General features: G+C 28.0%; 15 protein-coding genes. All 15 read right to left on the bottom strand.

Annotated elements, in window-relative coordinates; genetic code table 11:
- Positions 1–66: 66 nt before the first annotated feature.
- Positions 67–1,155: a CDP-glucose 4,6-dehydratase gene (gene rfbG, locus CUEA01_RS05625; RefSeq protein ID WP_234119711.1), complete on the bottom strand. Its 1,089-nt coding sequence runs from the start codon at positions 1,153–1,155 to the stop codon at positions 67–69.
- Positions 1,156–1,221: 66 nt separating this feature from the next.
- Positions 1,222–2,112, bottom strand: a complete 891-nt coding sequence (locus tag CUEA01_RS05620; protein WP_234119701.1) for an NAD-dependent epimerase/dehydratase family protein — start codon at positions 2,110–2,112, stop codon at positions 1,222–1,224.
- Positions 2,113–2,134: 22 nt separating this feature from the next.
- Positions 2,135–2,689, bottom strand: coding sequence for a dTDP-4-dehydrorhamnose 3,5-epimerase (gene rfbC, locus CUEA01_RS05615; RefSeq protein WP_234119699.1), 555 nt, complete (start codon positions 2,687–2,689; stop codon positions 2,135–2,137).
- A gap of 27 nt (positions 2,690–2,716) precedes the next feature.
- Positions 2,717–4,039 (bottom strand): glycosyltransferase family 4 protein, encoded by a 1,323-nt coding sequence (locus tag CUEA01_RS05610; RefSeq protein WP_234119696.1) that lies wholly within the window; start codon positions 4,037–4,039, stop codon positions 2,717–2,719.
- 33 nt (positions 4,040–4,072) lie between these two features.
- Positions 4,073–5,269, bottom strand: a complete 1,197-nt coding sequence (locus CUEA01_RS05605; protein WP_234119686.1) for an FkbM family methyltransferase — start codon at positions 5,267–5,269, stop codon at positions 4,073–4,075.
- Positions 5,266–6,282 (bottom strand): radical SAM/SPASM domain-containing protein, encoded by a 1,017-nt coding sequence (locus tag CUEA01_RS05600; protein WP_234119683.1) that lies wholly within the window; start codon positions 6,280–6,282, stop codon positions 5,266–5,268. Before CUEA01_RS05600 ends, CUEA01_RS05605 begins: the two co-directional genes overlap by 4 nt.
- Before the next feature lie 32 nt (positions 6,283–6,314).
- Complete coding sequence (locus CUEA01_RS05595; protein WP_234119681.1) at positions 6,315–7,298, bottom strand: radical SAM/SPASM domain-containing protein; 984 nt, start codon at positions 7,296–7,298, stop codon at positions 6,315–6,317.
- Between the two features lie 135 nt (positions 7,299–7,433).
- Positions 7,434–9,038, bottom strand: coding sequence for a B12-binding domain-containing radical SAM protein (locus CUEA01_RS05590; protein ID WP_234119673.1), 1,605 nt, complete (start codon positions 9,036–9,038; stop codon positions 7,434–7,436).
- Between the two features lie 67 nt (positions 9,039–9,105).
- Entirely contained in the window at positions 9,106–10,971 is a 1,866-nt protein-coding gene (locus tag CUEA01_RS05585; protein ID WP_234119670.1) for a glycosyltransferase, read from the bottom strand.
- 93 nt (positions 10,972–11,064) lie between these two features.
- Complete coding sequence (gene rfbF / locus CUEA01_RS05580; RefSeq protein ID WP_234119668.1) at positions 11,065–11,838, bottom strand: glucose-1-phosphate cytidylyltransferase; 774 nt, start codon at positions 11,836–11,838, stop codon at positions 11,065–11,067.
- A gap of 466 nt (positions 11,839–12,304) precedes the next feature.
- Positions 12,305–14,662 carry an FkbM family methyltransferase gene (locus tag CUEA01_RS05575; protein WP_234119666.1) on the bottom strand — a complete coding sequence of 786 codons (2,358 nt, stop codon included), beginning with the start codon at positions 14,660–14,662 and terminating at the stop codon, positions 12,305–12,307.
- Positions 14,663–14,726: 64 nt separating this feature from the next.
- On the bottom strand, positions 14,727–15,764 hold the full coding sequence (locus CUEA01_RS05570; RefSeq protein WP_234119664.1) for a glycosyltransferase: 1,038 nt from the start codon (positions 15,762–15,764) through the stop codon (positions 14,727–14,729).
- A 66-nt stretch (positions 15,765–15,830) separates the two neighbouring features.
- Positions 15,831–17,612 carry a glycosyltransferase gene (locus CUEA01_RS05565; RefSeq protein ID WP_234119662.1) on the bottom strand — a complete coding sequence of 594 codons (1,782 nt, stop codon included), beginning with the start codon at positions 17,610–17,612 and terminating at the stop codon, positions 15,831–15,833.
- Between the two features lie 119 nt (positions 17,613–17,731).
- Entirely contained in the window at positions 17,732–18,907 is a 1,176-nt protein-coding gene (locus CUEA01_RS05560; protein ID WP_234119655.1) for a glycosyltransferase, read from the bottom strand.
- A 221-nt stretch (positions 18,908–19,128) separates the two neighbouring features.
- On the bottom strand, positions 19,129–19,956 hold the full coding sequence (locus CUEA01_RS05555) for a flagellin N-terminal helical domain-containing protein (RefSeq protein ID WP_234119653.1): 828 nt from the start codon (positions 19,954–19,956) through the stop codon (positions 19,129–19,131).
- Between the last annotated feature and the right edge of the window lie 246 nt (positions 19,957–20,202).

The raw sequence follows: 20,202 nt of genomic DNA, 5'->3' as shown, positions 1-20,202 counted from the left end.
ACAATAACTACTGTAACCTTTCCTTTTTCATAAAATACACTTTAGCTTCTACACAAATGCCAAAATTCAACTATATATAAATACTTTTTGCTTTTTAGCGTATTCCTCAATTTGAGCTTTACAAAATTCGTACATGTCTTTATCCTTATAGTTTTTATACCAAGAAACCGTCATATTTATAGTTTCCTCAAAATTGAGTGCTTGCTGCCAGTTTAAAGCTTCCCTCGCCTTGCTACAATCAAGCATGAGTAAGTTTGCTTCATGAAGCTTTTCTAACTCAGAAATATCCTCCCAGTGACCTTTTCCATAACTCTTTATAATCTCATTAACTACATCCTGTACTTCCATATTTAAAGTTTCATTTGGTCCAAAGTTCCAAGCTCCTGAATACTTTAAAGGCTCATTGTACATCTTAGCCGCAAGGAGGATATATCCGCTTAAAGGCTCCAATACAAACTGCCAAGGTCTTACAGCATGAGGACTTCTAATATTTATAATATCACCCTTTTCAATAGCTTTAATACAATCTGGAACTATTCTATCCTCTGCAAAGTCTCCCCCACCTATAACATTTCCTGCTCTAACTGAGGCTATAGCCTTTCCATGTTTTGAATAGTCTTTTACATTGAAAAAAGAATTTCTATATGATGCTATCAAAAGCTCAGCACAGCCTTTACTTGAGCTATATGGATCATAGCCTCCCATAGGGTCAGTCTCCTTGTAACCAATATGCTGCTCTTTATTTTCATAACACTTATCCGTAGTCACCATTATTCCAACTTTGACCGTTTTACATTTTCTAATTGCCTCAAGGACATTAAGTGTTCCAATCACATTAGCTTCATAGGTTTCCTTTGGATTCTCATAGGATTTTCTCACAAGTGGCTGTGCCGCAAGGTGAAATACAAATTCAGGTTTATATGTATTAAATACTTCTTCAAGTCTTTGTGAATCTCTAATATCACCTCTAATATCAATAACTTTACTATTTAATTCGCAAAGATTAAAATTATCATAAGCTGTATATGGATCAAGAGAATAACCTATAACATTAGCTCCTAAATCTTTTAGCCATATAGAAAGCCATGAACCTTTGAAACCAGTATGTCCTGTAATTAATACATTCTTTTTTAAAAATATATCTTTTAAATCCATTTTCAAACCTCCCATCTATATTTCTTTCTAAAAACTCATCTCGCCATAGCAACCACGTTTCTATAACTACTTATCACTAAATGTTTTTGTCATTCCTACCTTTAAATCGATTTTAGGATTCCAACCTTCTAATTTTTTACCATTTGAAATTTTCATAACTTCCCTATGCCTATATTCTCTTTTTCCCCATTCAATATTCACTTTCTTATTAACAGTATCCTCAAAAACTTTGACTACATCCTTTAATGAATAAAATTTTTCTGGTGCCACTAAAAAATCTTCATTATAATGTTCTGGCATCTTAATAATTGATTTCATTGCACATATTATAGCATCAATTACATCATCTATATAAACAAATCCCATTTCCTGTTCACCCTTAGACATTTTTAAACTTTCGCCAGTTTCTGATATTCTATTTAGTGTACTTAATAACTTTGGTCTAAAATCCTTAGGACCATATGTATCACATAATTTTAAGGTTATCATTCTCAGTTCTGTAGCCTCAGTATAATATTTTGCCAAATCATAAAATGCCTGTTTTGTTGCAGCATATAAATCTACAGGGTTATATTGTTCAGAATTATAATTTTGCCAATTTGTTCCTATATTAATTAGATATTTAACATTTTCATTTTTCATGGCCTCAAGTAAATATAAACCTAATGAAATATTACTATTAATTAAGTTATTAATATCTTTTGAATTATGTTCAGCAACAAAATAAGCTGCTAAATGAAATACTACATCAGGTTTTACCCTGCTTATTATTTGTTGCATAGTTTCAATTGTACCATTATATTTACATATATTTATCTTGTCTTTAAAATCACCAAACACACTAGTGTTAGATGTTTCCCTTACCAAAACATATACTTCTACATTTTCTTTAATTAATCTATTACATAAATTGGCTCCCACAAATCCAGTTGCCCCAGTAATAAACGCCTTAATCATCAAATCTCCCCCTCAACAAAATTTATTCATGTTTAAAAATAAATTTACTATCAAGTTCGTCAATAGACATTTGATTCTTGTCTTTTTCTGAAATTATAGGATTACTTATTTTCCAATCTATATCTAAAGAATTCCACCTTATCCCACCATCTAAGTCAGCAGAAAAAATATTAGACATCTTATAACACACTACAGTATTATCCTTTAAAACAGCATAGCCATGTGCTAGCCCCTCAGGTACATACAGGGCATAGTTGTTTATATTATTTAAAACAAAACCCTCCCACTCACCATATGTTGGCGAACCTTTTCGTATATCTACAACAACATCAAGTATTTCTCCGTTAACACAAGAAACAACTTTTATCTGTGGAAGAGGTGGACATTGAAAATGCAATCCTCTAATAACATTTTTTTTAGAAGTTACTATTATTTCCTCATTAAACTCATCATGAAGTCCAAGTTCTTTAAAAGTTTCACTATGATATGGTTTAACTAGTGTTCCTCTATCATCTTTAAATATATTAGGCTCTATCAAAAAACAACCTGCTAATTTAGATTCTTTAATAATTTTCATAATTGCCTCCAATGTAAAATATAAATTTTAGTCATCTATAATAGACTTCCAATAAGCAATATGCTCATCTGTTTCAAAATATTTATAAAACTGATTTATAGAACTTTTAGATTTTTCTTTTAAAATATTCCTACAATTAAATATTTTGTTTTCAATTATCTTCTTATCCTCATCAAAAAGTTTATCATTTATACTATCTTCAAAAAGTTTCTTATCTTTGCCTAAACATGCTAAAAACCAATTATATGGTGCATCACCAAATACTTTCTTAAAATCAAACAATTTTTTTTCTAGATTTAACACTTCATCATATACTACTGAAAGTCCATTACAAGTTTTCTCAATGGAATATGTATTTATAACATGATTTCTAGCATTTTCTCCTATTTTACAGGCTACATCTGGATTACTATATAAATATTTTATACATGCTGCATAATCTTCAATACCATTTGCTAATAATCCCGTTTCCATATGCTTAACAATATACTTTTCCGTACATTGGTTTAATACAACAACTGGTAACCCAAAAGCCATAGCCTCCAACAATGCATTTTCCGTCGTTCCGAAATGATATGGGTTTAGTGGATAAGCAAAAATATCAAATTTAGATAATTCATTATAAATATCATTTGTATAACCTGTAAATTCAAATTTATCTTCTATTCCTTTTTCTTTGGCTTGAGCTTGAATTTTTTGCTTATTATCATCATCTCCAACTAAAACATATTTTACATTAAGTATATCAATAGAAGCACAGTAATCTATAAAATTAGGATGAATTTTAGAATAATTTAATGTACCACAATAGCCAATAACAAATTTATCATTTTTTCTAGTATAATCTTTTTTTAACTTTAAATTAAACTCTCCAGAACTATTAACTACACTACAATTTTCTTCTGCATACTTTCTTTCTGTTTGTGTCCATAATGGATTTTCTAATGAATATTCCGAAGTAAATAAAAATTTATGTGGAATTTTAACAAACTCAAATGGTAAACTTGGATAATTGCAACCTGAAATATGGCTCCATATTATCAATCGAACTGAAACCTTAGGAAAATCCTTTAATAATTTTGCTATTAGTGGATGATGCCACCATTCAATTTGAACAATATCCGCTTTCAACATTTCATTTTCAATATATTTCAAGCTTGAAGAACAGCAAATATCAACACCACTATCCTTGCATATATTTATGAAGTTCATCTTTTCTGGTTGCTCTAAAACTATTATCTTATGTTTGAAATTACTGTTGTTATTTTTCTCTTCATAGCATGAAATACCAGATAATACTTTTCCAACTCCTCCACCCATATGAGGTGTTATATGTAAAATTAATGGCATTTTAAACTTTCACCTCCTAAAATCTAAAATTAGCTATTTAATTTTAATTCTTTCTTGAGGAACAGCATATAAAATACTATCTGTACCACAATATGAATGAAGCCTATGATAAAATTTATATCCTTCAAGTTTTTCTAGGAGCATATTAGGAATTTCTATTAAGCTTTCTTCATTGTGATAAATTGTTACAGCTATTATAGGTCTATTCCTTGCTATTGTTTCTAACGCACCACTTAAAATCTTATATTCCATACCTTCTGTATGAATTTTCATAAACGTAACTTTTTTTTCTCTTAAAATATCATCAACTTTTACGAGTTCAATTTTAGTACTTTCCAAACTATTATCTTCTTCTTTGTTTATAAATCTGCAAGCTTTATCCCTATTTACCAAGAATGCTGACAACTCATTTTGCAACCCTAATCCATAAGGGTATGTTAATATATTTTTACTAATATTTTTTTTCAAAGTATCAATATATTGACATAACATTTTATAATTTTGTGGATCTGGTTCAAACGCAATTATTTTACTAAATTTACCTTTAACACATTTTAAAAAACTATCTATTATATCACCATCAGACGCACCACAATCTATGTAATATTCGTTGTCCTTTAATTCATAAGGAATGCTTTTGGTAAAATACATATCATTGCAATTAGGTTTTGCATTTTCAAATAATACCTCTTCTCTTCTTATTCTCCAATATAAAACTTGTACATAAGAAGCTTTAGAAATATCATCCTCCAAATTATTGTAAAAGCTAATCAACTTATATTTTTTTTCCAAAGTTAAATTTTCAAAATACCATCCATTTGTCATCTTCATACTCTTTTTATAATATTCCGATACATCCCAAAAGCTTACAATTTTCTCACAATTAATTGATTTTAAAAAACCAGCAATCTCTTTAAAAGGAAACTTAACAATGCATATTGCAAATACAGCATTCTTCTTATCTTTCTCTAGAATTTCATCTGGTGAAATAACTTTAACGCCATTAATTTTTTTATTATGAACAGAAGGATTTTTATCAACTATATATTTGGGTACAATATTAATTTTACTTAATAAATCTACCGCCATTATCCCTAAGTTTCCAGCACCATATAAAATTATATCCTTATTTGCTATTTTATCCAAAAAATTAATTTTATTCTCTGAAGTATCTAAAACTTCTTTCAGTAAAGCATCAGCTTTTCTTTCATTATATCTTATAAAATTCATTTTTTATTCACCTTTTTCTTAAAAGACTCTTCAAATACTTTTTCTGATACATCATCAAGATAATCTACGGAGACGTAATCAGGATACATGCACTGCTTACAAACATCATGGGATCTTCTTTTTTTTAATAGTTGTAGTATTTGAAATTTTCTAAGTTCATCACCATTCCATATTTCTTTTAATGTTTTTTCTTTTACATTTCCAAGCAATATTTTTTGTTCCCAGTCATTACAGCATACACCAACATTACCATTTGCATTTATTGACATAAAGTAAAATGGTAATGGGCAAACTTCTTTCTTAACAAGTTCTCTCCCCCATACATTGACTTCACCTTCATGTATGCAGTCATTTTCAAAACCAGGCCAACACGGAACAACTTTTTCAATAAAATATTCATCACATATTCCATTAAAAAGTTTAAAGAAAGTATCCTTATCCTCCTGAGTTAAACCAGTATCCACAATCTTAACATGTACTATACACTTATTCCTATGTTCAAACAAATATCTTATATTTTTCAAAAATCCATCAAAATCTATATCTACTCCAGATACTTCACTATATTTTTCTTTTGTTATACCTTCAATTGAAATAATTATTCTATCCAATCCAGATTCAATAAGTTTATCGCTTAAGTTCTGATTTAATAAATACCCATTTGTAGTGAGTTCAACTTTTTCTGATACTTCTTTTAGCTTTATATATTTTATCATTTCTCCAATATGATGATTAAGTAGAGGCTCACCATCTTTCCATAACTTAATACACTTTATTTGAGCATCAAATTCAGTTAAATTATCTATTATTCTTTTAAATAAATCAAAATTCATTATCTCTCTCAATTGACCATTTTTTTTCCGCAATTGTTCATTTCCAGATGGGCAAAACTTACATTTAAAATTACAGACATTTGCTGGATCAATTTGAACTACAAATGGAATTGGTAACGGAATTACTTCTGACAAATCATTACGACCTGAAAGTACAATTTTAGATTGAAATTTTGACATACTACCACCTCTTTTAGAACCTTATACTATATTTACTTAACCCTATCCAACAATTCACTTGCATAATCATCTATATTATCAATAGTAGCAAATTCTAATTGCTTACATTCTGAACATATATTATGCTTATCCTTCTGCATTTTTAAATGAGACATACGTAACTCTTTCATAGCTATGCCTTCCCATATTTCCTTAACTGAATTTTGCCTAACATCTCCAATAACATTTGTGTGTTGCCAATCGATAAAACAAGAACTAACACTTCCATCAGAATTTATAGACATAGAATAAAAAATATACGGACAAACTTTAACTCCTTTAATTTTTTGGTTGTACAGTCCAGTTTTAAAATCTGATTTAACATCAGTAATATCAACATTGGGCCATATTGGAACAACTTTTTCTATAGATATTTCATCGCATATATTTCCGAATATTTCATAAAAGCGTTCTTCTTCATTTTCAATATTTACATCTGTTGTTTTAATATGTATTCTACAGTTTTTACGATTTTTATAGAGATGTCTTATATTTTCAACATACCTATCAAAATCAATTTTTACACCAGATACCTCAAGATATTTTTCTGCTGAAAGTCCCTCAACAGAAATATTTATAGCATCCACCCCTGATTCTATTAGTTCTAAGTTTTTTTCAGGACATAATAAAGATCCATTGGTAGTAAAATCAATGCTTTCTGCTACGTTCATTTGTTTTGCATATGCTATCATTTCAGGAAGCCTTTTATTTACTAAAGGTTCTCCATCTTTATACAGTCTTAAAACTTTCAATTTGTTAGGAAACTGTTTTAAATCGTTGATTATTTTTACAAACAAATCAAACTTCATAACCTTACTATCAGACTTATCTTTGTTTCGATTAAAACAAAATTTGCATCTAAAATTACATGATGATGACGGATCCACAAATATATGAAATGGCGTTTGCAGCGGAATAACCTCTTGAAGTTTTGTTCTGTTCTCTTTTCTTATCCTAGTATATTTTTTTGCAAACATAAATTGGCTCCTTTCCAATTAAAACTAAGCAATCACTACATATACGCTTTTAACTACTAAACTTGATTTGCACCATACCACCGAAAATACGGCATTTTGGTGCAAATTGATTTTGAAGTTTCAAGCGATTTATATCTATATCAATTTAAATAATAATGAATATTTTTTCCATTCCTTATCGCTATCTATTATTTCGTTAAATTTTCTATCATGGCTTTCTATTAGTTCACCACTTTCTCCTAACTTTTCACATGCTCTTGCTAGATAATAATGAGCAAATGCATGTTCAGGATACTTAGTTGCAACATTATAAAAAAATGCCTTTGCATCATTTAGTTTTCCAATTCTCATATTATAATTATTTACAAAATTTAAATTTAAGTTAATATAAAAGGCTTGTTCACTTATGTGTTCAGCTGAATATTCAGGAGTACTAATAACACTATGGAACGCACTCGGCATACTTGTGATAGCATCTTCCTTATTAATATATCCATTTTTGACGCAAATATCATAAAGTCGACTACCATGAAATGGCGTAGCCGTAAATATACTGCTCATATCAAATCCAACTTCATTTACAAAGTCCACAGTTTCTCTCCTATGCTCATCAGTTTCACCTGGCAATCCCAAAACAAGATAAGCCTTTACTGTAAAATCATATTTTCTAAGATTTTTGACTGCTGACCTAATTTCATCTAAAGTTAACGGTTTATCTATAATTTCCTTAAGTACATATTTAGAACCGGATTCAATAGCAAGGTTAGCGGATTTCAATCCAGCCTCTTTTAAAAGCCTTGCCATGTCATCATCAATAAATCGTACCGAAAGACCTGACTCTGCCTCTAATCTTAATTTAAAAGGAGCTAATTCTCTTAATATTTCTTTTGAGCGTTCTTTTGTTGCTAAAAATTGATCATCATCAATACTTAATATATCCATACCATAATTATCAATCATATTCTTTACATGCTCAATTACCCTTTTTGCGCTCATTTGCCTTATTTTTTTACCATGTGTCTTTGCTGCACAACAAAAAACACAATTAAATGGGCACCCTCTTGTCGTATGTATAGGAAGTACCCTGTCTTCACCCTTTTTTAAATCTGCATTTACCTGCCAACCACGTGCTCCATATTTTGATAAATCTATAAGAGAAAAATCTATAAATGGAAGTTGATCCAAGTCTTCTACAAATGTTAACTGCGGTATTTTGCCAGCTTTAATAGAGTTTCTGGTAATCCAAGAAACATGATTATCAACTAACTCATTTATATTTTCTGCTTCTGAAAGTTCTAATATTGGTATCTCACCTTCAGCATAACACGCTGCATCAATATTTTCAAATTCATCAAGTAACTGTTTATATAAATTTGTTGCAACAATTCCACCAATAAAAGTAAAAATATCCTTATCAAACTCTTTTACAATATCAAAGTATTTTTTTATATATGGATATAAAAGACTTGTTAAAACAGAAACTCCAACTAAATCAGGTTTAAATTCTTTTAAACATTGTTTAATACTTTCCTTAATTTCTTTACTTTCCATGTAGTTAGAACTTAAATCTAAAATTTTTACATCAATACAATTTTTAGAATACTCCTGCAAATACGATGCAATTGACAATACACCATATGGTACGCTCTTGGGAATTATATAATTTTTTTTGTACTGTATATCATAAAATTCATTAGCTGGTACAATAAACAATATCTTTCTATTTCTTATACTTTTCACATTTACCATCCTATTCTTAATTTATTATAAATTCTTATGTCTTTCTTATTTATATAGTGTAATTAAATCACATTTTTTTTAAGCTTATTACAAAACTTTCTGTCAGCATACTAGTATATACCTCATTATCATTTCCACTTATCATTTCTAATTTTTCTTTTATAAACTTGACAAAACTATCATCCAAATTAAAAAACTGTGGTATTACTTTTTCACATTCATATCCCAGACTATTAGTAAAATCTAAAAAATCATTTAAATTACACATATTTTTCAGTTCTTTGCCAATGTCTAAGTTATAACCACAATTATTCATAAAACTACTCAATTGGAAAGAATTATTTAATTTTAAAATTAATTGGCCCCCTCTTCTAAGACAATTACCAATATTTTTAAATGTCCTATATATATCGTTATAAAAGTTAATAGGTTTTTCGATTAATATATAATCAAATATCTGTTTATCAAATTTTTCATTTATGAACTCAATTCTGTCAACCTCAACAATTCCATCACTAATTGTTTTTAAATCTATCCAATACTTTGCATCTTCTGTATACGAATGTAACTTCACATCAAACAATCCGTTTTCTCTAAGCAAATTTTTAACTTCTAATAAAGGGGTTCCACATAGAACATCTATCCCTAACACGTTAATTTCATTATTAAAATCATTATTTATATTTAAACAAGAAATCATTTCAGATTCAAAATTTGCAACATCGCTCCAAGCATCAACCCCATAATATTTATCTTGAAAGTTTTTTTTGCCTTTTTCTATTGATTTTAAAGCAAATCCATTTCCTTTATCATTTATCTTTCCTGCATGGCATACAAAAACATCTTTGCATAATATAGTTTTGTATCCAGCTCTGCGTATTCTAAAAGATATATCATCATCCGCAAAATCATGTAAAAATCCATAATCAGGATTTCCAACAATATCAATACATTCTTTTTTATAAAGAGTACCTATAGTTATAAGCCTAAGCCTTTCATGCCATAATCTAGGATTAGAAATATTATATTTTTTAGCTTTTTCCTGCATATCATCAAAATCAGAATAATTCAAATCGACAGCTTGCATATTACTTATACTATCTGCTACTGGAGTAACCATTCCTATCCTTTCATCTGACATAGCACACTTTAACATATTAGAAAGCCAATTGCTAGTAACAAAAATGTCATTAGCTATTCCTACAATATACTCACCTTTTGAATTATAAATTCCCTCATATCCGCCATACCCTGCCCCAATATTTTTAGTTATCTTAATTACTTTTTTTCTCGGATGAATTACCGACTTAAAATATTCATACGTATCATCATCTGAACCATTATCCACTAAAATAAGCTCATAATCTACATCTTTAGTATATTTAAGAATACATTCCACACATTTTTTTGTGTATTTTTCAAGATTATTATAAGCTAATACAAAAATACTTACTAGCGGTCTATTTTCTTCTAATATTGTGCCAACCATATTATGCCTTACTCTAAAAATGCTGTCATTACCATTAGGCGCACTTTTCATATCTGTGTTCTTTATTATAGTCTCATAATTAAATTTTCCCATAGCATCATTTATCCTTACAATAGCTAACTTTACCTCATTTTCTAAATTGCTGTCCCTTGTAATCTCTAAAATTTCATTATACTGCTTTAAAGCATCATAATAATTTTCTGTAACCTCATATACATATGCTAGATTATACATAGCATCGATATAATTTTTATCTATTTTTAAAGCAGCCTTTAAGCAGTTTTTAGCTATATCAAAGTTATTAACCTTAATACAAACAATACCTTTCATATTCCAAAATTCAGCACAATCAAAAAATTCATCGTTATGTTCTGTAATTAAATCTAGTGCCTCTTCAATATTATTATTTTCGATTTTTTCTGCAATAATTTTTAATATTTCCAAAATAATTTCCACCTACCATTTTATTCAGATAAATAATTAGCCAATAAAATCATGCTTTGTAAATTAACTCATATGGTAAAATTGCAATTTAAATTACCATCTTATCCAAGGAGCCTGTTTAGTTTTATATAAATACTCTAATGCTTCCTTATCCCTCAATGTATCCATACATTTCCAAAAGCCGGTATGTTTATATGCCATTAATTGGTCTTCCTTTGCTAAACTTTCAAGTGGTTCTCTTTCAAAAACCGTCATATCATTATCTATATATTTAAACACATTAGGTTCTAATACCATAAAACCTCCGTTAATCCATCCACCATCCTCTTTACTTTTTTCTGTAAACTTATTAATTCGTTTATTACCATCTATATCTAATACACCAAACCTCCCACCAGGCTGTATAGCAGTTATGGTGGCGATTTTGCCATTATCTTCATGAAATTTACAAAGTTCAGATAAATTCACATCAGAAACTCCATCACCATATGTAAGCATAAACCTTTCATTATTTACATACCTTTGTATTTTTTTTATTCTTCCACCAGTTTGCGTTTCTAGACCTGTATCTACTACAGTAACCTTCCATGGTTCTGCCACATTATTATGTATTATCATATTATTGTTATCAGAAAAATCAAATGTAACATCGCTTCTATGTAAATAGTAGTCTGCAAAGTATTCTTTAATACAATATCCCTTATATCCACAACAAATAATAAATTCATTAAACCCGTAAGATGAATAATATTTTAATATATGCCATAAAATTGGCGAACCGCCTATTTCAATCATTGGTTTTGGTTTAAGATGGCTCTCTTCACTAATTCGAGTTCCAAGTCCTCCCGCCAAAATAACTACTTTCATATTATAAACACCACCATTTTCTACAATAAACTAACTTTTATTCTTGCCTACTTAATTACCAAATAAATACAATTATCTTTTGTCTATGAGTTTTTACTACAGTACTGTATTTTTTTCTGCACCACATTTATACATTTTTCTTATATAATTATCGGCATTTAAATATAAAAATTTAGATACTTTTTACAATTAAATAATTTTTATTCTTGTTTTTACATATCATGGGTTATATCAAACTATTCCTCTAATATTTTATGTTTTATTTAGATCAAATTTTTTTTAAATATAGATAAACCATTTCAACTATTAAAGTTCATGTGCATAAAAATGTTCCCCTTATTATAGATAGATTTATATTTATTTAATCTGCCTATAATAAGGGGAACATATCTAATTATTTAATGTAACAATCTTGTAGTTGCAATTGCTGTATATTACCAATTTTTTTAATATGCATTATGAAATCCTAATGTACTGCATAAATTACTGTTTCCCATGCTTGATCTTCCCAATAATGTCTTAAATATAACTTATAATTTGAATCCATAGAATATATTAATTTAGGTATTTCCCATAAATCAGATATAATATGATATACACAAACAGCTAATTTAGGCTTATCCTTTATAATGTGATTTTTGGCACCATTTAATGCATTAATTTCTTCACCCTCAATATCCATTTTTAAAAATGTAATTTTTTCCTGTATATCTTCATCTAAAGATACTATTTCAATTACATCTGTTTCTCCATTTGCATTTATCGCACTACTAGCTGAACCTTCCTTTGAAAAAGTCACTTTACTTTTTTTCAATCCAACTCCTGCTTGCCTTACTATAATATTTTCATATTTAGAAATATTGTTTAGGCATTCTTTAACATTTTCCGGTGATGGCTCATAAATATATATTTTTTTGTAGTTACAATAAGATTCTATATAGCTTTCTGAAGTATCACCTGTAAATCCACCACAATCTACAAAAACTTCATTTTCGTCACACTTAATTATTTCTTTATCAAAGTATTGAGCATTATTGCTGTCAAAGGCATCATTTATAAATTCCATTGCACAGGTTAACCTAAATCTACACAAATTAGTTAGCACTCGTTTTGATTCTTCATCTTCGAGTTTTTCATAAAGCCATAAATATTCTTTACAATTTTCTTTCATGTCATTTAATGTAAAATAATATGCACCACTAGTGCGTCCCTTTCCGTATCCACCCATAGGCATATTAGCCAATTCATTCACTGGAATATTATATCTATTACTAAAATTTAACATGATATCTTTAACACTATTATTGTCAATATATTTAAATATAGAATATATATCTTTTAAAGCTTCTTCTATGGTAAGAGAATTATCAACATTAAAATTTATTGAATTTAATATTTTTTCATTCCACTCTTTATATCTATCATATATTTCTTTCTTATATTTTTCTATAATATATTTATTACCATTAAAAATTCCATTTACATAATTTATAAAATCTTCTTTTAATAATGTTGTCTCATTCTTTATTGACATGTCTACTATTAATTCATTATTATTATTCATAATATTTACTAAAATTTGTAGACGTTCTATAACTTCTCCACTTAAATCAACTAAATTATTATACTCATTACTATTATCCAGTTTTCCTTTTAAAAACCTTATTTCACCAATCATATTGGAAATATCCACAGCTTTTTTTATACAACCTTGACTAGTATCTGCTTCATCCATTAATCCCTTAGTACAAAACAATAAATATAATTTACTTATTATGCTATCCCACATTCCTTCATTTCTAATATACTCCTGTATTTCATAGCAGTTTTTTCTCATTAAATTCTCATTTTTTGCTGCATCTTCAAGTGCCTTGGTAATAGCATCACAATCCTCAACCGGCACTATGCTGCTGTACTTTTCAATGTCACTTATTCCATCCACATCAGTAGATACAATATAACATCCATTTAATCCTGCCTCTGAATATACATGAGCACAACTTTCTAATATAGAAGTCATGCAAAATATCTTTGCTTTTTTATACTCATCATTTAAAACATTTTTATCTTCTATTCTCCCCAATACCTTTACTTGTGCAGCAAATTTAACATTTTGTTTTAATTTCTCTAAAGTGGGTAAAAAATCTTCCTCAATACCTCCAACCAATCTCAATTCCCAATCAGGTAAATCTGCTTTTAAAAATGCTTTTATTAATGTTTCTGTTCTTTTTTGATTAGTGCCCAATCTTCCAACACTTAAAATTATATTTTTCTTTTCTTCATAATTTACTTTTGGAACTTTAACAAATTCATAACAACCATTTCTTAAATATTCAGTTTCACAATTATACAACATGTTTATTAGATTTTGAAGGTTTCTATCCTCAACAGTAACTAAATCGCTGATTTCTAATAAATTTTTAAAATATTCTTGGTCAGCTAAATTTTGAAGCCAATATCTATTCATATCTAACTTTAAATAAATTTTACCCTTAGGATTAATATATTTATAAATTTTACTAATTGCATCATAGCTATTATACGGTCCATACAAAAAAACTATATCTATATTTTTAGCATTCTGCTCCAAATATTCCTTTATATCTACTAAATAGTCTCCACTTTTTTTTATATTAATACAATTAATACCCTGAAAATGCTTGTTTAGCAATTTTTCATTTATTCCATAAGATATAATACTTGCTTCAAAATCATACTTTTCTTTCATTAAAATTGGTACTAGACATACATCTTTAAATATTTGATCATCGCTTATAACAAGTGATGCTTCAACAGAAGATATTAGTGCGATTCTTTTTTTCATATTTACCTCTCACCTCATTATGTAATAACTATTCTTATGTTTCTCTATTTCTACCTAGCATTCTTCAAATTAATTTTATTGCTTTAATTCTACCCACTGCCAATTTATAATTTCCACATTTTTTATAATACTTTACTGCCTCATTTAAAATTCCGAGGCACTCATATATTACTCCAATATTGTAATTTGCTAAATACGAATTTACACCTTCAATTTTACACTCTTTGCTATTTTGACATTGAATAAATTTATTTACAGCTTCTTTAAACATTGCATTGTTCATATAAATAAGTCCCATAACAAAATTAAAGTCAGATTTACTATTATAAAATTCTTCATATTTTTTTAATATTAAAGCTTCTTTGTATTTTTTTAAATTAATTAATGTATATCCATAACTTTCAATTAAATCTTGAACATATTCATATTTTGCATCAATTCCAAGTCTTATTGCAGTTGAAAGATTAACTTCTGCTTTTACATAGTCTTTTTCCATAAAAAAAGTTTTTCCAAGCTGATACTGTAAATATGGATCATCAGAAGCCATTTCAATAGCTTTTTCTAACAATTCCTTATTCCTTTTAATTTTGTTTGTTCTATTAAGTATTTCTTTCTCATATCCAATATGATTAGCATATACATCTATATTTTCTGTAGTATAATTTTCTCCAGTTATCGATACTACTTGCTCATGTATTATACCTTCATATTTAAAAAATTTTTTATTAAAAAGTCTATTAACTCTTTCAAAAAATTTCTTTTTACCGCTTGAATCCTCAAATGTGTTAATTCTTTTAATTCGACCAACTACATTTTTGTTTTTATTTATAAATCTTGAAATATCCTTTTTATTAAAGAAATTAACTACCTCATCCGCATCCAAAATTAAAATCCAATCATTTTTAGCCTTATTTATAGAAAAATTTCTAGCAGCTGAAAAATCATCACACCATTCAAAATTAAAAACTTTATCTGTATACCTTTTGGCTACTTCCATAGTTTTATCAGTAGAACCTGTATCAACTATTATTATTTCATCTACTTTACTTTTAATGCTATTTAAACATTTAGGAAGATTTTCTTCTTCGTTTTTTACAATCATACACAAAGAAATCATAAAAATATATCAACTCCAGAAATCTTTTATTATAATTTTCATATAAATTATTTATATATTTTTTTTGCAAGCTCTCACTATATATTGATAAGCATAGTATTGATTTTTGACATCATTATTGCAAATTTTACCTAATGACTCCATAAAATCAATATCCTCTTGCGAAGCCCCTATATTGGTAAAATTTATTTCTTTAATTTCATACCCAGCTTCAATAAACATTTTGCCTATTTCATTTAAAGTAAAAAATCTTACATGTGTTCTATCTAATATTCCTGCATCCTCGTAAGTCCAATTTCCATTTAATAAATTTCTAATGACACTATAATGCATAACATTAGGAATACTTGTTAATATTTTACCATCTTCTTTCAAATACTTCTTTATATTATTAAGTACCTTCCACGGATCATACAAATGCTCAAGTACATCTGCAAAAATAATATAATCGAAATAATTTTCCTCGTAATTTAAATTTTCATTTTCTATATTTTCAGCCTTAATATCTGCAATAAGCTTACCAATGTCTGCTGCATTTTCATTTAACTCTATACCATATATTTCAGCATTTCTATATCTATTTTTTATTTCTAACAATGTAGCTCCACAAGCACAGCCTACTTCCAAAACTCTTATAGGCTTATCGATTGGTTCATCAATTAAATTTATTATCTCATATCTAGTAAATGAAGAATAAGATGGATCAAACCCCCATTTATTTTTAAATTTATTTCTATTAACGTTCAATATTGCGTTATATTCATTATTATTTTTCTTAAATGACACACTTCCAAAGTGATGTATAAAAGAATCTTTACATAATATAAGCTTATAGCCTGCTTTTCTTATCCTATATGAATAATCATCATCTTCATAATTTCCCGGAGTAAATATTTCATCAAGTACTCCAATTTTGTTAATTACACTACTCCTTATAAGCATACAAAAGCCTACAAGTCTAATTCTTTCTTCCCACTGTATAGGGTTACTAATATTATTTCTTCTTGCAAATTCAATCATATCATCAGTATTTTCATAGTTAAAACTTATGGTTTGATAATTTGAGCAGGAATTTGTTACCGATCCTACCGCTCCTATATCTTCACTACTATATAGTGCTATATTAAGATTTTTTAGCCAATTAGGAGTAACAATAGTATCATTGTTTAATAGCAAAACATTATCTCCAATAGCACAATCTATTCCTTGATTGCAGCCCTTAGGAAAACCTAAATTTTTATCATTAAATATAACTTTTATGTCTTTTTGCTCTTTCAACCATTCAATTGTTCCGTCGGTAGATGCATTATCAACAATTATAATTTCATAAGATCCCTCATTTGTATATTTTCTTATGCTATCTATGCATAATTTAGTGTATTCTAAATTATTATATGTTAATAAAATAATGCTTGTTATTTTACCTTTTATATCTTCTTCAAGCTTACCATTTAACTGGTTTAATGAATAAAATATTACATCTCTCATTTCAGAACTTTTATCGCATATTTCTAAAGCTCTCCTATAATATTTAATGGCAAGTATAACGTCTCCCTTAAGCTCATATGTATATGCCATATTATATATAATATCAAAATTATCATTACTTATTTCAAGTGCGTCACTTAATATTTTTTGTGCATCCCCAATTCTATTCTCTTTAATCGCCACAATAGACTTCATTGAAAAAATATCAACATCATCCTTGATACTCTTTTCATATTCTTTTATTAGGTCAAGTGCTTTTTCTAATTGATTTAAATTTATACATTCTTCAATACACGCTTTAACTTCTGATTTGCATCTATTCATTTCCCCATTTTCTTTATTCATTAGTAGCCTCCCATTAATTTAATTCTTAGGCTATGTTTTAAATAAGTGTTGATTTTCACACTTATTTAAAACATAGCCAATTCTTAAAATACTTCAATTAATATCATAACTTTTATTATTTACCCTATTACTTTCATACCCTTTTTTTCAATAATTTTATTAAATTCATTTAGTATATCCACAAAATTATTTTGAACTAAAAATGCTCTAAATTCATTTATTCCCTCACCAATAATATTATTAGAATCAAATGCACACTCCATATATTTGTTGATTGCTTCTATTTTTTCACCTTTAGCTATATATATTCTAGCCATAATAAGTTTTGGAGCATAACTTCCCCTGCCATTTACAGATATAAATTCTTTTGTTTCTCCTATGTCGAGGCACTTATTTAAATTTTCTATGGCTTTATCATATTCTTGCACTCTAAAATAACAATTTCCAAGCATATAGTACATATCAACAAAGTTTTTAAATGCATTATCTTTAATCATATCATTAATAAACTCTATGCATATTTTATATTCCTCCAAGTTATAGTAGCACTCTGTCATTCTTTTGGCCATATCAATTTCAAATTCTGATAATCCAAATTTGCTAATACTATATGTTAATTCATTACATTTAAAAAAATACTTTAATGCTTTTTTATATTCACCTTTCATTTCGTAGCAACATCCAATATTATAGTAAACAAACGGATCTTTAGGTTTCTTTTCTTTTTCTTTAAAAAGTATTTCAAGATTCCTGCTTATTTTATCTTTTTCAGCTACATTGCTTTCTAAATATCCATAATGAATAACCTTACAAATGTTTGAATCTAATTCTTTTACATGGTTAACGATATCCTCAATATTTATCTGCTCATGTATAGCACCTACATACCTATATCCTTTATTTTTGAAAATTTTGCAATAAACTGCAGAATATAATATGGTATTTAGATTAATAATATTATACAAAGGAATTTCAAAACCTTCTAATACTGAACTTTCTAATTCATCCCTGACAAGCTTTGGATCACAAAGCAACTTTTCATCAGCATCAAGCATTAATATCCAATCACCTGTGGCATTTTCTAGTGAAATATTTCTTGCTTCTGAAAAATCATTATTCCATTTATGTCTTATAATCTTAACTTTATCACCGAATTCTTTAATTATTTCTATTGTTTTATCCGTAGATCCTGTATCAACTATAATAGCTTCATCAGCTAATTTTAACGCATTTTCTAAGCACATTCTAATATATTTCTCTTCATTTTTTACTATCATGCATAAACTAATTTTCATGCTATTGCCTCCAATATAAAATATATTAATTATATCGATTATTATTTAAAATTCTTTATATAGATATACCAGCTCAACTATTAAAATTCATGTGCAGCATAATGCCTAGAAGACAGCATTTTGGTACAAATGAATTTCAAGTTTTACAATGGTTTATCTTTATTAAGACAATTGCTTGCATAAAAAAAGTCCTTCGGAAAACCGAAGGACTTTTTTCATAATTATTGTAATAATTTCAAAATCTGTTGAGGATTTTGGTTTGCTTGTGCAAGCATTGATTGAGCAGCTTGTTGAAGAACATTCTCTTTTGAGTAGTTCATCATTTCTTTTGCCATATCAACGTCTGTAATTCCTGACATTGCTGTTGTTAAGTTTTGTGACTCTGTAGTTAAGTTGTTAATTGTGTGATCAAGTCTGTTTTGGTATGCACCAATTTTTGATCTTGCTGCTGATACTGTTTGTATAGCTGCATTTATAATTGAAATAGAAGCAGTTGCACTAGTTGAGTTACCTACACTAACATTAGCTGCATTTACACTTAAAACTGCAGATCCTATTGATATGTTAGTTAATCCTATTGTTATTTGATCATAAGCATTTGAAGTTGCTCCAATTTGGAAAGTTAAAGTTCCTGTTGAACTTAATAAGTTATTTCCGTTGAAGTTTGTAGAATTTGCTATATGGTCAATTTCATCTGCTAATGTTGCAAGTTCGTTTGTTACAGCAGTTCTATCATTTGTAACATTAGTATCGTTAGCAGCTTGAGTAGCAAGTTCGCTCATTCTTTGAAGTATTGACTGAGTTTCATTTAATCCACCTTCAGCTGTTTGTAATAATGATATACTATCTTGAGCATTGCTTGAAGCTTTATCAAGTCCATTGATTTGAGCTTGCATCTTTTGTGATATTGAAAGACCTGCAGCATCATCAGCAGCCTTGTTTATTCTTGATCCTGAACTTAACTTTGCCATTGAGTTTTGAGCACTTTTTGAATTAGCATTTAAGCTGTTTATCGCGTTTTGTCCTGGTAAATTATGGTTTATTATCATGATAAATTCCTCCTTGGATTTTAGTGGGAATCCTTTCCCATATTTTTTTCATAAGTATTAAAATTTTATAACAATTTATTTTTTATGTTTTTCTAATACTTATTTTATTTATCGCCCACACTATTTTTTACTTTACAGTTTTTGATATTTTTTTTGCCAAGTGTATATATTATTTAATTCAAAGGTTTATTTTTTATATAAAAAAAGACTGTCGCACTAACTTTTTAGTGCGACAGCCCTTTATAA

The organism is Clostridium hydrogenum (genome assembly GCF_021432385.1).
GTDB classification, from domain to species: domain Bacteria; phylum Bacillota; class Clostridia; order Clostridiales; family Clostridiaceae; genus Clostridium_S; species Clostridium_S hydrogenum.
Note: the sequence above shows the minus strand (reverse complement) of the source record. Positions and strands in the feature narration are given on the sequence as shown.